Source organism: Amnibacterium endophyticum (genome assembly GCF_042680685.1).
Taxonomy (GTDB): Bacteria; Actinomycetota; Actinomycetes; order Actinomycetales; family Microbacteriaceae; genus Amnibacterium; species Amnibacterium endophyticum.
Genome location: NZ_JBHUEA010000007.1, coordinates 66528 through 76986 on the forward strand (window position 1 = coordinate 66528; position 10459 = coordinate 76986).

20 protein-coding genes are annotated in these 10459 nt (G+C 69.7%); all 20 read right to left on the reverse strand.

The window, feature by feature from the left end:
• Window positions 1-121 precede the first annotated feature (121 nt).
• The 20 genes from ACFSBI_RS06195 to rplD all read right to left on the reverse strand — a co-directional run bounded on the left by ACFSBI_RS06195 (window position 122) and on the right by rplD (window position 10457).
• Window positions 122-697 (reverse strand): adenylate kinase, encoded by a 576-nt coding sequence (locus tag ACFSBI_RS06195; protein ID WP_377933099.1) that lies wholly within the window; start codon window positions 695-697, stop codon window positions 122-124.
• Window positions 697-2022 carry a preprotein translocase subunit SecY gene (secY, locus tag ACFSBI_RS06200; protein WP_377933100.1) on the reverse strand — a complete coding sequence of 442 codons (1326 nt, stop codon included), beginning with the start codon at window positions 2020-2022 and terminating at the stop codon, window positions 697-699. Before secY ends, ACFSBI_RS06195 begins: the two co-directional genes overlap by 1 nt.
• A gap of 102 nt (window positions 2023-2124) precedes the next feature.
• Window positions 2125-2598, reverse strand: coding sequence for a 50S ribosomal protein L15 (gene rplO / locus ACFSBI_RS06205; RefSeq protein ID WP_377933227.1), 474 nt, complete (start codon window positions 2596-2598; stop codon window positions 2125-2127).
• Window positions 2595-2777, reverse strand: a complete 183-nt coding sequence (rpmD, locus tag ACFSBI_RS06210) for a 50S ribosomal protein L30 (RefSeq protein ID WP_377933229.1) — start codon at window positions 2775-2777, stop codon at window positions 2595-2597. The genes rplO and rpmD overlap by 4 nt, the downstream gene beginning before the upstream one ends.
• The gene (gene rpsE, locus ACFSBI_RS06215) at window positions 2777-3508 is read right to left on the reverse strand and encodes a 30S ribosomal protein S5 (protein WP_377933102.1); all 732 of its coding nucleotides are present in this window, start codon (window positions 3506-3508) and stop codon (window positions 2777-2779) included. The genes rpmD and rpsE overlap by 1 nt, the downstream gene beginning before the upstream one ends.
• Window positions 3505-3864 carry a 50S ribosomal protein L18 gene (gene rplR, locus ACFSBI_RS06220; protein ID WP_377933104.1) on the reverse strand — a complete coding sequence of 120 codons (360 nt, stop codon included), beginning with the start codon at window positions 3862-3864 and terminating at the stop codon, window positions 3505-3507. Before rplR ends, rpsE begins: the two co-directional genes overlap by 4 nt.
• A 2-nt stretch (window positions 3865-3866) precedes the next feature.
• Window positions 3867-4403, reverse strand: coding sequence for a 50S ribosomal protein L6 (gene rplF, locus ACFSBI_RS06225; RefSeq protein WP_377933106.1), 537 nt, complete (start codon window positions 4401-4403; stop codon window positions 3867-3869).
• Window positions 4404-4409: 6 nt separating this feature from the next.
• The gene (gene rpsH / locus ACFSBI_RS06230; RefSeq protein WP_377933108.1) at window positions 4410-4808 is read right to left on the reverse strand and encodes a 30S ribosomal protein S8; all 399 of its coding nucleotides are present in this window, start codon (window positions 4806-4808) and stop codon (window positions 4410-4412) included.
• A 64-nt stretch (window positions 4809-4872) separates the two neighbouring features.
• On the reverse strand, window positions 4873-5454 hold the full coding sequence (gene rplE / locus ACFSBI_RS06235; protein ID WP_377933110.1) for a 50S ribosomal protein L5: 582 nt from the start codon (window positions 5452-5454) through the stop codon (window positions 4873-4875).
• A gap of 4 nt (window positions 5455-5458) precedes the next feature.
• Window positions 5459-5818 carry a 50S ribosomal protein L24 gene (gene rplX, locus ACFSBI_RS06240; RefSeq protein WP_377933111.1) on the reverse strand — a complete coding sequence of 120 codons (360 nt, stop codon included), beginning with the start codon at window positions 5816-5818 and terminating at the stop codon, window positions 5459-5461.
• 2 nt (window positions 5819-5820) lie between these two features.
• On the reverse strand, window positions 5821-6189 hold the full coding sequence (rplN, locus tag ACFSBI_RS06245) for a 50S ribosomal protein L14 (RefSeq protein WP_377933113.1): 369 nt from the start codon (window positions 6187-6189) through the stop codon (window positions 5821-5823).
• The gene (gene rpsQ / locus ACFSBI_RS06250; protein WP_377933115.1) at window positions 6186-6506 is read right to left on the reverse strand and encodes a 30S ribosomal protein S17; all 321 of its coding nucleotides are present in this window, start codon (window positions 6504-6506) and stop codon (window positions 6186-6188) included. The genes rplN and rpsQ overlap by 4 nt, the downstream gene beginning before the upstream one ends.
• Window positions 6506-6823: a 50S ribosomal protein L29 gene (gene rpmC / locus ACFSBI_RS06255; RefSeq protein ID WP_377933117.1), complete on the reverse strand. Its 318-nt coding sequence runs from the start codon at window positions 6821-6823 to the stop codon at window positions 6506-6508. The genes rpsQ and rpmC overlap by 1 nt, the downstream gene beginning before the upstream one ends.
• A 1-nt stretch (window position 6824) precedes the next feature.
• The gene (gene rplP / locus ACFSBI_RS06260; RefSeq protein ID WP_377933119.1) at window positions 6825-7244 is read right to left on the reverse strand and encodes a 50S ribosomal protein L16; all 420 of its coding nucleotides are present in this window, start codon (window positions 7242-7244) and stop codon (window positions 6825-6827) included.
• Window positions 7244-7987 carry a 30S ribosomal protein S3 gene (gene rpsC, locus ACFSBI_RS06265; protein WP_377933121.1) on the reverse strand — a complete coding sequence of 248 codons (744 nt, stop codon included), beginning with the start codon at window positions 7985-7987 and terminating at the stop codon, window positions 7244-7246. The genes rplP and rpsC overlap by 1 nt, the downstream gene beginning before the upstream one ends.
• Window positions 7987-8367 carry a 50S ribosomal protein L22 gene (gene rplV, locus ACFSBI_RS06270; RefSeq protein WP_377933123.1) on the reverse strand — a complete coding sequence of 127 codons (381 nt, stop codon included), beginning with the start codon at window positions 8365-8367 and terminating at the stop codon, window positions 7987-7989. Before rplV ends, rpsC begins: the two co-directional genes overlap by 1 nt.
• Before the next feature lie 26 nt (window positions 8368-8393).
• The gene (gene rpsS / locus ACFSBI_RS06275; protein ID WP_377933125.1) at window positions 8394-8675 is read right to left on the reverse strand and encodes a 30S ribosomal protein S19; all 282 of its coding nucleotides are present in this window, start codon (window positions 8673-8675) and stop codon (window positions 8394-8396) included.
• 12 nt (window positions 8676-8687) lie between these two features.
• A complete protein-coding gene (rplB, locus tag ACFSBI_RS06280; protein ID WP_377933127.1) occupies window positions 8688-9527 on the reverse strand; it encodes a 50S ribosomal protein L2 in 840 nt (279 codons plus the stop codon).
• A 19-nt stretch (window positions 9528-9546) separates the two neighbouring features.
• Window positions 9547-9849 (reverse strand): 50S ribosomal protein L23, encoded by a 303-nt coding sequence (gene rplW, locus ACFSBI_RS06285; RefSeq protein WP_377933129.1) that lies wholly within the window; start codon window positions 9847-9849, stop codon window positions 9547-9549.
• Complete coding sequence (gene rplD, locus ACFSBI_RS06290; RefSeq protein ID WP_377933131.1) at window positions 9846-10457, reverse strand: 50S ribosomal protein L4; 612 nt, start codon at window positions 10455-10457, stop codon at window positions 9846-9848. Before rplD ends, rplW begins: the two co-directional genes overlap by 4 nt.
• Between the last annotated feature and the right edge of the window lie 2 nt (window positions 10458-10459).

Here is a 10459-nt window from a genome sequence, read left to right on the forward strand (position 1 = left end):
GGGCCCGGAGCCTGCGCATGCCACGAGGACATGCGACGACGCCAACGGGCCACGATACCAGTCTTTCGGCGCCCGCCCTGCCGCGTCCGGCACCGCCGGCCCCGGTCGCGATCGGGGCGGCTCAGCCGATGACGCGGCCGCCGATGGCGGTGAGGATGCGCTCGGTGACCTCGTCCGGGTCCCCCACCGCGTCGACGCTCACGAGCAGTCCGCGGTCGGCGTAGACCGCGACCAGCGGGTGCGTCTGCTCGCGGTAGACCTCGAGGCGGGTCCGGATCACGTCCTCCGTGTCGTCGCTGCGGCCCTGCAGCTCGGCGCGCTTCAGCAGGCGCGTCACGACCTCGTCGGACTCCGCGACGAGCTGCACGACGGCGTCGAGCGCCCCGCCCTGCTCGGCGAGGCAGTCGTCCAGCGTCGACACCTGCGGCAGCGTGCGGGGGAAGCCGTCGAGCAGGAAGCCGCTCGCGGTGTCGTCCTGCGCGAGCCGGTCGAGCACGAGGGCGTTCGTGAGCTCGTCGGGCACGTACGCGCCGCGATCCATGAAGTCCTTCGCCTGCCGCCCGAGCGGGGTGCCCTGCGACACGTTCGCGCGGAAGATGTCGCCGGTCGAGATCGCCGGGATGCCGTACCGCCCGGCGATGCGCTCGGCCTGCGTGCCCTTGCCGGCCCCGGGAGGGCCGATCACCAGCATCCGCATCAGCGGAGCAGGCCTTCGTAGTGCCGCTGCTGCAGCTGCGAGTCGATCTGCTTCACGGTCTCGAGCCCGACGCCGACGATGATCAGCAGGGAAGCGCCGCCGAACGGGAAGTTCTGGTTCGCGCCGATCAGCACGAAGGCGATGAGCGGGATCAGCGCGAGCAGCCCCAGGTAGATCGCCCCGGGCAGCGTCACGCGGGTCAGCACGTAGTCGAGGTACTCGGCCGTGGGGCGCCCGGCGCGGATGCCGGGGATGAACCCGCCGTACTTCTTCATGTTGTCGGCGACCTCCTCCGGGTTGAAGGTGATCGCGACGTAGAAGTAGGTGAACCCGACGATGAGCAGGAAGTAGAGGGCCATGTACAGGGGGTGGTTCCCCTGCGTCAGGTAGTTCTGGATCCAGGTCACCCAGGCCGCAGGCGGCTGGCCGTTGCGCGGCTGGTTGAACTGCGCGATCAGCGCAGGCAGGTACAGCAGGCTCGAGGCGAAGATGACCGGCACGACGCCCGCCATGTTCACCTTGATCGGGATGTAGGTGTTGTTGCCGCCGTAGGTGCGGCGACCGACCATCCGCTTCGCGTACTCCACGGGGATGCGCCGCTGCGACTGCTCGACGTAGACCACGAGGCCGACGATCACGACGCCGATCGCGACGACCAGGACGGCCACCTCGATGCTCTGCGCCTGGCCGATCGCGATGATCGACTGCGGGAAGCGGGCCGCGATGGCGGTGAAGATCAGCAGCGACATGCCGTTGCCGACGCCGCGCTCGGTGATCAGCTCGCCCATCCACATGATGAGGCCGGTGCCGGCGGTCATGGTCAGCACCATCAGGACCGTGGCCCACGGGGCCGCGTTGGTGATGAGGTTCGTGCACGCCGCGGAATCGGTCGTGCCGAACAGCGCGCCGCTGCGCGCGACGGTGATCAGCGTCGTGGACTGCAGGACGCCGAGCGCGATGGTCAGGTAGCGCGTGTACTGGGTGAGCTTCGCCTGCCCCTCCTGGCCCTCCTTGTACAGGGCCTCGAAGCGGGGGATGACCACGCGCAGCAGCTGCACGATGATCGAGCTCGTGATGTAGGGCATGATGCCCAGCGCGAAGATCGACAGCTGCAGCAGCGCACCGCCGCTGAACAGGTTGACCAGCTCGTAGAGGCCGCTCGTGCCCGCCTGCTGGCTGCTGAGGCAGGCCTGCACGTTCGCGAAGCTGACGAACGGCGCCGGCACGAACGAGCCGAGCCGGAAGATCGCGATGATGCCGAGGGTGAACAGCACCTTGCGGCGCAGGTCGGGCGTGCGGAATATCCGCGCGACAGCACTGAGCACTGGCTTCCACCTTCCGTGGCCCGGTTCATGGGTACCCGGCGCGCTCGCCGGACATGGAACGGGGCCCCTGCTCTCCAGCAGAGGCCCCGATCGTTCAGGTGGTCAGGCGACCGAGCCGCCCGCGGCCAGGATCTTCTGCTGCGCCGACTCGGACACCTTGTCCACGGCGACAGTCAGACTAACCGCGATCTCGCCGGTCCCGAGGACCTTCACCTTCTCGTTCTTGCGCACCGCGCCCTTGGCCACGAGATCGGCGACCGTCACGTCGCCGCCCTCGGGGTAGAGGACCGCCAGCTTGTCCAGGTTCACGACCTGGTACTCGACGCGGAACGGGTTCTTGAACCCCTTCAGCTTCGGGCTGCGCATCACGAAGTTGAGGTTGCCGCCCTCCAGGCCCGGGCGGACCTGGTAGCGGGCCTTCGTGCCCTTGCCGCCGCGACCGGCGGTCTTGCCCTTCGAGCCCTCACCGCGGCCGACGCGGGTGCGGTCCTTCTTCGCACCCGGAGCCGGGCGGAGGTGGTGCACCTTCAGCAGCGAGACCTTCTCGGCCCGCTCGTTCTTCTCATCACTCATCAGTCGATCTCCTCGACCTTCACGAGGTGGGCGACGGTGCGGACGTAGCCGCGCGTCTGCGGGGTGTCCTCGCGCTCGACCGACTGGCCGATGCGCTTGAGGCCCAGCGAACGCAGCGTGTCGCGCTGGTTCTGCTTCTCGCTCACCTTGGACTTGATCTGGGTCACACGCAGGGTGGCCATCAGGCACTCGCCTTCTGGACGCGCTGCGCAGCGGCCTGCTCGCGGAGCAGGCGGGCCGGGACGACCGCGTCGATGTCGAGCCCACGACGGCCGGCGACGGCACTCGGCTCCTCGAGCTGCTTCAGGGCCGCCACGGTCGCGTGGACGATGTTGATCGTGTTCGACGAGCCGAGGCTCTTCGACAGCACGTCGTGGATGCCCGCGCACTCCAGCACGGCGCGGACGGGACCGCCCGCGATGACGCCGGTACCGGCGGCGGCGGGACGCAGCAGCACGACGCCGGCCGCGGCCTCGCCCTGGACGGGGTGCGGGATGGTCGCGGCGACGCGGGGGACGCGGAAGAAGTTCTTCTTCGCCTCCTCGACGCCCTTGCTGATGGCCGTCGGGACCTCGCGGGCCTTGCCGTAGCCGACCCCGACGGTGCCGTTGCCGTCGCCCACGATCACGAGGGCGGTGAAGCTGAAGCGACGACCGCCCTTCACGACCTTGGAGACGCGGTTGATCGTGACGACGCGCTCGAGGAAGTTGCTGTCCCCGCCGCGGTTGTCGCGACCGCCGCGACCGCCGCCGTCACGGCCGCCCCGGCCGCCGCCGCTGCGGTCGCCCTGACCGCCGCGACCGCGCGAGAGGCGGTTGTCGCGGCTGATCGAGTCGGTCCCCGCAGCGGTCTCGACGGGTGCTTCGGCGAGGGCGTCGCCCGCACCGGTCCCGGTGTTCTTGGTGTCGGTCACAGGCTCAGCCCTCCTTCACGGGCGCCGTCCGCGATGGCCGCGACGCGGCCCGCGTACTTGTTGCCGCCGCGGTCGAACACGGCGGAGTCGATGCCGGCGGCCTTCGCGCGCTGGGCGAGCAGCTCGCCGACCCGCTTGGCCTTCGCGGTCTTGTCGTCGTCGGACCCGCGCAGGTCGGCCTCCATGGTGGAGGCGTAGGCGAGGGTCCTGCCGACCGTGTCGTCGACCAGCTGGACGAAGACGTGACGGGCCGAGCGGTTCACCACGAGGCGCGGCGTGCTGCCGGTGCCGGAGATGCGCTTGCGCAGCCGGGCGTGACGCTTGTCACGCGCGGCGCTGCGAGACGTGTTCGCCATGACTACTTCCCACTCTTCCCGGCCTTGCGGCGCACGTTCTCGCCGGCGTACCGGACGCCCTTGCCCTTGTAGGGCTCGGGCTTGCGGATCTTGCGGATGTTCGCGGCGGTCTCGCCGACGGCCTGCTTGTCGATCCCCGACACGGTGAGGCGGTTGTTGCCCTCGACCGTGAAGGTGATGCCGGCCGGCGGCTCGACGACGACGGGGTGGCTGAAGCCGAGCGCGAACTCGATGTTCGCGCCGCGCGCCTGCACCCGGTAGCCGGTGCCGACGACCTCGAGGCCCTTGCTGTAGCCCTGCGTCACGCCCAGGATCTGGTTCGCGATCAGGGTGCGGGTGAGGCCGTGCAGCGACTTGGAGCGGCGCTCGTCGTCGGGGCGCGACACCACGACGCGGCCGTCCTCGACCGCCGCCGTGAGCGGAGCGGGCACGACGTGCGCGAGCTGGCCGCGGGGGCCCTTCACCGTCACGGTGCTGCCGTTGACGGTCACGTCGACGCCGGAGGGGATGTCGATGGGGAGTCGTCCGATTCGGGACATGTCAGATCACCACACGTAGGCGAGTACTTCCCCGCCCACGCCCTTCTCGGTCGCCTGCCGGTCGGTCAGCAGACCGGAGGAGGTGGACAGGATCGCGACGCCGAGGCCGCCGAGCACCTTGGGGATCTCGGTCGACTTCGCGTACACGCGGAGGCCGGGCTTCGACACGCGCTTGATGCCGGCGATCGACCGCTCGCGGTTCGGGCCGTACTTCAGGGACACGTTCAGGGTCTTGCCGACGCGGGCGTCCTCGACGCTCCAGTCGGTGATGTAGCCCTCGGCCTTCAGGATCTCGGCGATGTTCGCCTTGAGCTTGGAGTGCGGCAGGCTGATCTGCTCGTGGAACGCCGAGTTGGCGTTGCGCACGCGGGTCAGCATGTCCGCGACCGGGTCGGTCATCGTCATGGGTGTGCTTCTTTCGTCGGGTTTCCGGCCGATCGGCCGGACCTGCTACGGAGCCCCGCGCGCCTCAGGAGGCGGCGCGGAACGGGAAACCGAGGGCGCGCAGCAGGGCGCGGCCCTCGTCGTCGGTCTTCGCGGTCGTCACCACGGTGATGTCGAAGCCGCGGACGCGGTCGATGCGGTCCTGGTCGATCTCGTGGAAGACGGACTGCTCGGTGAGGCCGAACGTGTAGTTGCCGTTGCCGTCGAACTGGCGGTCCGACAGGCCGCGGAAGTCGCGGATGCGGGGCAGCGCCAGGGACAGCAGGCGGTCGAGGAACTCCCACGCCCGGTCGCCGCGAAGCGTGACGTGCGCGCCGATGGGCTGGCCCTCGCGCAGCTTGAACTGGGCGATGGACTTGCGGGCCTTGGTGACCTGCGGCTTCTGACCGGTGATCTTGGTCAGGTCCGCCACGGCGCCGTCGATGATCTTGCCGTCGCGGGCGGCCTCGCCGACGCCGGTGTTCACGACGACCTTGACCAGGCCGGGGACCTGGTGGACGTTCGCGAACCCGAACTCCTGCTTGAGGTTCGGCAGGATCTCGTCGCGGTACTTCTGCTTCAGGCGCGGCTGAACTTTCTCAGCCGGCGCAACAGTCGTGTCGCTCATGTCTCTACAGGTCCTTCCCGGACTTCTTCGCGTAGCGGACGCGCACCGTCTTGGTGACGCCGTCCTTCTCGACCTGCTCGACGCGGTGACCGACGCGAGTCGGCTTCTTCGTCTCGGGGTCGACCAGCGCGACGTTGGAGATGTGGATGGGGGCCTCGACGGTCTCGATGCCGCCCTCGCGGGAGCCGCGCGCCGACTGGCCGACGCGGGTGTGCTTCGTGACGAAGTTGACGCCCTCGACGACGACCCGGTCGCTGTCCTTCAGGACCTCGAGCACGGTGCCCTGCTTGCCGCGGTCGCCGCCGCGGTCCTGCTTGGCGCCGGTGATCACCTGGACGAGATCGCCCTTCTTGATCTTGGCCATGTTCAAATCACCTCCGGGGCGAGCGAAATGATCTTCATGAAGCGCTTGTCGCGCAGCTCGCGGCCGACCGGGCCGAAGATGCGGGTCCCGCGCGGGTCCCCGTCGTTCTTCAGGATCACGGCGGCGTTCTCGTCGAACTTGATGTAGGAGCCGTCGGGGCGACGGACCTCCTTGCGGGTGCGGACGACGACCGCCTTGACGACGTCGCCCTTCTTCACGTTGCCGCCCGGGATCGCGTCCTTGACCGTGGCGACGATCACGTCGCCGAGGCCCGCGTAGCGACGACCGGAGCCGCCCATGACACGGATGGTCAGCAGCTCCTTGGCGCCCGTGTTGTCGGCGACCTTGAGGCGGGACTCCTGCTGGATCACTTGGCCTTCTCCAGGACCTCGACGAGGCGCCAGCGCTTCGTGGCGGACAGGGGGCGCGTCTCGCTGATCACGACGAGGTCGCCGACGCCGGCGGTGCCGGCCTCGTCGTGCGCCTTCACCTTGCTGGTGCGGCGGATGACCTTGCCGTACAGCGGGTGCTTCACGCGGTCCTCGACCTCGACCACGATCGTCTTCTGCATCTTGTCGCTGACCACGTAGCCGCGGCGGACCTTGCGGTAGCCGCGCGCGCTGTCGTCGCGGACGTCGTGCGCCGCGTGCTCGTGACCGGCAGCGGCGGTCTCGTCGACCTTCGCCATCAGTTCGTCTCCTCAGTCGCCGTCTCGGCGGCGGTGTCGTCGGCCTTCTTGCGCGACCGCTTCGGCTTCGCCTCCGGGAGGGCGGCGGGAGCCGGCGTCGCGCGGATGCCGAGCTCGCGCTCGCGCATCACCGTGTAGATGCGGGCGATGTCGCGCTTGACCGCGCGCACCCGCCCGTGGCCCTCGAGCTGGCCGGTCGCGGACTGGAAGCGCAGGTTGAACAGCTCCTCCTTCGCGCGACGGAGCTCGTCCGTCAGCCGCGAGTCCTCGAACGAGTCCAGCTCGGCGGGCGCCAGGTTCTTCGATCCGATCGCCATGTCAGGCGTCACCCTCCTCGCGCGCGATGATCCGCGCCTTGAGCGGAAGCTTGTGGATGGCCCGGGTGAGCGCGCCGCGGGCGAGCTCCTCGTTCACGCCGGCGACCTCGAAGAGGACGCGGCCGGGCTTGACGTTCGCAACCCACCACTCCGGCGAACCCTTCCCGGAACCCATGCGGGTCTCGGCGGGCTTCTTGGTCAGCGGGCGGTCCGGGTAGATGTTGATCCAGACCTTGCCGCCGCGCTTGATGTGCCGGGTCATGGCGATACGGGCGGACTCGATCTGCCGGTTCGTCACGTACGCGGGGGTGAGCGCCTGGATGCCCCACTCGCCGAACGACACCTTGGTGCCGCCGGTCGCCTGGCCGCTGCGGCCCGGGTGGTGCTGCTTGCGGTGCTTGACGCGCCTCGGGATCAGCATCAGGCGTTCGCTCCTTCCAGAGCCTCGTTGCGGCGGCCGCCGCGGCGGTCGCCGCGCTCGGGCCGACGGCCGGGCTGGCTCGCCTGCTCGCGCGCCAGCTCCTTGTTCGTGATGTCGCCCTTGTAGATCCAGACCTTCACGCCGATGCGGCCGAACGTCGTGCGGGCCTCGTAGAAGCCGTAGTCGATGTTCGCGCGGAGCGTGTGCAGGGGCACGCGGCCCTCGCGGTAGAACTCGCTGCGGCTCATCTCCGCGCCGCCGAGGCGGCCGGAGACCTGCACGCGGACGCCCTTGGCGCCGGCGCGCTGCGCGCTCTGCAGGCCCTTGCGCATCGCGCGGCGGAACGCCACGCGGGCCGAGAGCTGCTCGGCGATGCCCTGGGCGACCAGCTGCGCCTCGGCCTCGGGGTTCTTGACCTCGAGGATGTTCAGCTGGATCTGCTTCTTCGTCAGCTTCTCGAGCTCGGCGCGGATGCGCTCCGCCTCGGCGCCGCGACGGCCGATCACGATGCCCGGGCGGGCCGTGTGGATGTCGACGCGGACGCGGTCGCGGGTGCGCTCGATCTCGATCTTCGCGACACCGGCGCGGTCCAGCGTCTTCAGCAGCAGCTGGCGGATCTTCACGTCCTCGGCCACGAAGTCCTTGTAGCGCTGACCCTCCTTCTGCGAGTCCGAGAACCAGCGCGAGGTGTGGTCGGTCGTGATGCCGAGGCGGAATCCGTACGGGTTGACCTTCTGGCCCATCAGCGGTTCCCCTTCTTGTCGGTGTCGACCGCCGGGGTCGACACGACGACGGTGATGTGCGAGGTGCGCTTGTTGATGCGGAACGCACGGCCCTGCGCTCGCGGCTGGAACCGCTTGAGCGTGGTGCCCTCGTCCACGAACACGCGCTGGACGAACAGGTCCTGCTCGTCGAGGTAGGTGTTCTCGGCGTCCGCCTTCACCTTCGCGTTCGCCATCGCCGAGGCGAGCAGCTTGTACACGTCGGTCGCCGCGGACTGCGGCGAGAACTTGAGGATCGCGAGGGCCTCCGCGGCCTGCTTGCCGCGGATGAGGTCGACGACGCGACGGGCCTTCTGCGGGGTGATGCGGACCTGCCGCAGCCGCGCGGTGGCTTCCACCATGACTGTCTCTCCTAACGCCACCGCGGTCAGCGGCGGCGGCCCTTCCGGTCGTCCTTCTCGTGCCCGCGGAACGTGCGGGTCGGGGCGAACTCGCCGAGCTTGTGCCCGACCATCGCCTCCGTCACGAAGACGGGGATGTGCTTGCGTCCGTCGTGCACGGCGATGGTGTGGCCGAGCATCGCGGGGATGATCATCGAGCGGCGCGACCAGGTCCGGATGACCTGCTTCGAGCTGTTCGCGTTGGCGTTCTGCACCTTCGTCAGCAGGTGGTCGTCGACGAAGGGGCCCTTCTTGAGGCTGCGAGGCATCTCGACCTACTCCTACTTGCGCTTCTTGCCGGCGGTGCGGCGGCGGACGATGAGCTTGTCGCTCTCCTTGTTCGGGTGCCGGGTGCGCCCCTCGGCCTGACCCCACGGGCTGACCGGGTGGCGGCCGCCGGAGGTCTTGCCCTCGCCACCGCCGTGCGGGTGGTCGATCGGGTTCATCGCGACGCCGCGGACGGTCGGGCGGACGCCCTTCCAGCGCTTGCGGCCGGCCTTGCCCCAGTTGATGTTCGACTGCTCGGCGTTGCCGACCTCGCCGATCGTCGCGCGGCAGCGCGCGTCGACGTTGCGGACCTCGCCCGACGGCAGACGCAGCTGCGCGTAGGGGCCGTCCTTCGCGACCAGGCGGACCGAGGCGCCGGCGGAGCGCGCCATCTTGGCGCCGCCGCCCGGCTTCAGCTCGATCGCGTGCACGACCGTGCCGACGGGGATGTTCTTCAGCGGCAGGTTGTTGCCCGGCTTGATGTCCGACCCCGGGCCCGTCTCGACGACGTCGCCCTGGCCCAAGCGGTTCGGCGCCAGGATGTAGCGCTTCTCGCCGTCCACGAAGTGCAGCAGCGCGATCCGCGCGGTGCGGTTCGGGTCGTACTCGATGTGCGCGACGCGGGCGTTCACGCCGTCCTTGTCGGAGCGACGGAAGTCGATCACGCGGTACTGGCGCTTGTGGCCGCCGCCGATGTGGCGGGTCGTGATCCGGCCCTGCGCGTTGCGGCCGCCGGTCTTCGGCAGCGGGCGCAGCAGGCTCTTCTCGGGGGTCGACCGGGTGATCTCGGCGAAGTCGGCGACGGAGGAGCCGCGACGACCGGGAGTGGTCGGCTTGTAGTTGCGGATAGCCATGGTGTGTCCCTTCCGCCCGTCAGCTCGCGGCCGTGAAGATGTCGATGGAGCCCGACTTCAGCGACACGATGGCGCGCTTGGTGTCCTTGCGCTTGCCGGTGCCGAAGCGGGTGCGACGGGTCTTGCCCTGCCGGTTCGCCGTGGTGATCGAGGCGACCTTGACGTCGAAGATCTTCTCGATGGCGAGCTTGATCTCGGTCTTGTTCGCGCGGGGGTCCACGAGGAACGTGTACTTGCCCTCGTCGATCAGGCTGTAGCTCTTCTCGGAGACCACCGGGCGGATGATGATGTCGCGCGGGTCCTTGTAGTCGATGGCGCTCATTCGGCGGCCTCCTCGGTGCTCCCCGTCTTCGCCTCGATGAAGGACGACAGGGCGGTGGGGGTGAAGACGACGTCGTCGGCGAGCAGCACGTCGTAGGCGTTCAGCTGGTCGACGAACAGCACGTCCACGCCGGTGAGGTTGCGGACGCTCTTGATCGCGACGGTCTCGTCGCGGGCGAGGACGACCAGCTGGCGCTTGCCGCTCTTCGCCTCGGCGAGCGCGGCCGCCGCCTGCTTCGTCGACGGGGCGCCGTCGATGCCGAGGGTCACCTCGTGGATGCGGCCCGCGCGGGCGCGGTCCGAGAGGGCGCCGAGCAGCGCCGCCGCGATCATCTTCTTCGGGGTGCGCTGGCCGTAGTCGCGCGGCTGCGGGCCGTGGACCGTGCCGCCGCCGCGGTGCTCCGGGGCGCGGACCGAGCCCTGGCGGGACCGGCCGGTGCCCTTCTGCTTGAACGGCTTGACGCCCGAGCCGGAGACCTCGCCCCGGTTCTTGGTCTTGTGCGTGCCCTGGCGCGCGGCGGCGAGCTGCGCGGTGACCACCTGGTGGAGCAGCGGGACGTTGGTCGGCACGTCGAACAGCTCGACGGGCAGGATCTGCGGCTGAGCCATGG

What these genes read in the sequence shown, in the direction of transcription:
- rplE (WP_377933110.1), bottom strand. Translation starts at nt 5,454, where the DNA reads ATGAGCGACACGACTGTTGCGCCGGCTGAGAAAGTTCAGCCGCGCCTG.
- rplF (WP_377933106.1), bottom strand. Translation starts at nt 4,403, where the DNA reads ATGTCCCGAATCGGACGACTCCCCATCGACATCCCCTCCGGCGTCGAC.
- rpmD (WP_377933229.1), bottom strand. Translation starts at nt 2,777, where the DNA reads ATGGCCACCCTGCGTGTGACCCAGATCAAGTCCAAGGTGAGCGAGAAG.
- rplV (WP_377933123.1), bottom strand. Translation starts at nt 8,367, where the DNA reads ATGGTGGAAGCCACCGCGCGGCTGCGGCAGGTCCGCATCACCCCGCAG.
- rpmC (WP_377933117.1), bottom strand. Translation starts at nt 6,823, where the DNA reads ATGGCGATCGGATCGAAGAACCTGGCGCCCGCCGAGCTGGACTCGTTC.
- rplB (WP_377933127.1), bottom strand. Translation starts at nt 9,527, where the DNA reads ATGGCTATCCGCAACTACAAGCCGACCACTCCCGGTCGTCGCGGCTCC.
- ACFSBI_RS06195 (WP_377933099.1), bottom strand. Translation starts at nt 697, where the DNA reads ATGCGGATGCTGGTGATCGGCCCTCCCGGGGCCGGCAAGGGCACGCAG.
- rplP (WP_377933119.1), bottom strand. Translation starts at nt 7,244, where the DNA reads ATGCTGATCCCGAGGCGCGTCAAGCACCGCAAGCAGCACCACCCGGGC.
- rplX (WP_377933111.1), bottom strand. Translation starts at nt 5,818, where the DNA reads ATGGCCAAGATCAAGAAGGGCGATCTCGTCCAGGTGATCACCGGCGCC.
- rplD (WP_377933131.1), bottom strand. Translation starts at nt 10,457, where the DNA reads ATGGCTCAGCCGCAGATCCTGCCCGTCGAGCTGTTCGACGTGCCGACC.
- rpsS (WP_377933125.1), bottom strand. Translation starts at nt 8,675, where the DNA reads ATGCCTCGCAGCCTCAAGAAGGGCCCCTTCGTCGACGACCACCTGCTG.
- rplR (WP_377933104.1), bottom strand. Translation starts at nt 3,864, where the DNA reads ATGGCGAACACGTCTCGCAGCGCCGCGCGTGACAAGCGTCACGCCCGG.
- rplW (WP_377933129.1), bottom strand. Translation starts at nt 9,849, where the DNA reads ATGAGCGCCATCGACTACAAGGACCCGCGCGACATCATCATCCGCCCG.
- rpsQ (WP_377933115.1), bottom strand. Translation starts at nt 6,506, where the DNA reads ATGGCGAAGGTCGACGAGACCGCCGCTGCCGGTCACGAGCACGCGGCG.
- rpsH (WP_377933108.1), bottom strand. Translation starts at nt 4,808, where the DNA reads ATGACGATGACCGACCCGGTCGCGGACATGCTGACCCGCGTGCGCAAC.
- rpsC (WP_377933121.1), bottom strand. Translation starts at nt 7,987, where the DNA reads ATGGGCCAGAAGGTCAACCCGTACGGATTCCGCCTCGGCATCACGACC.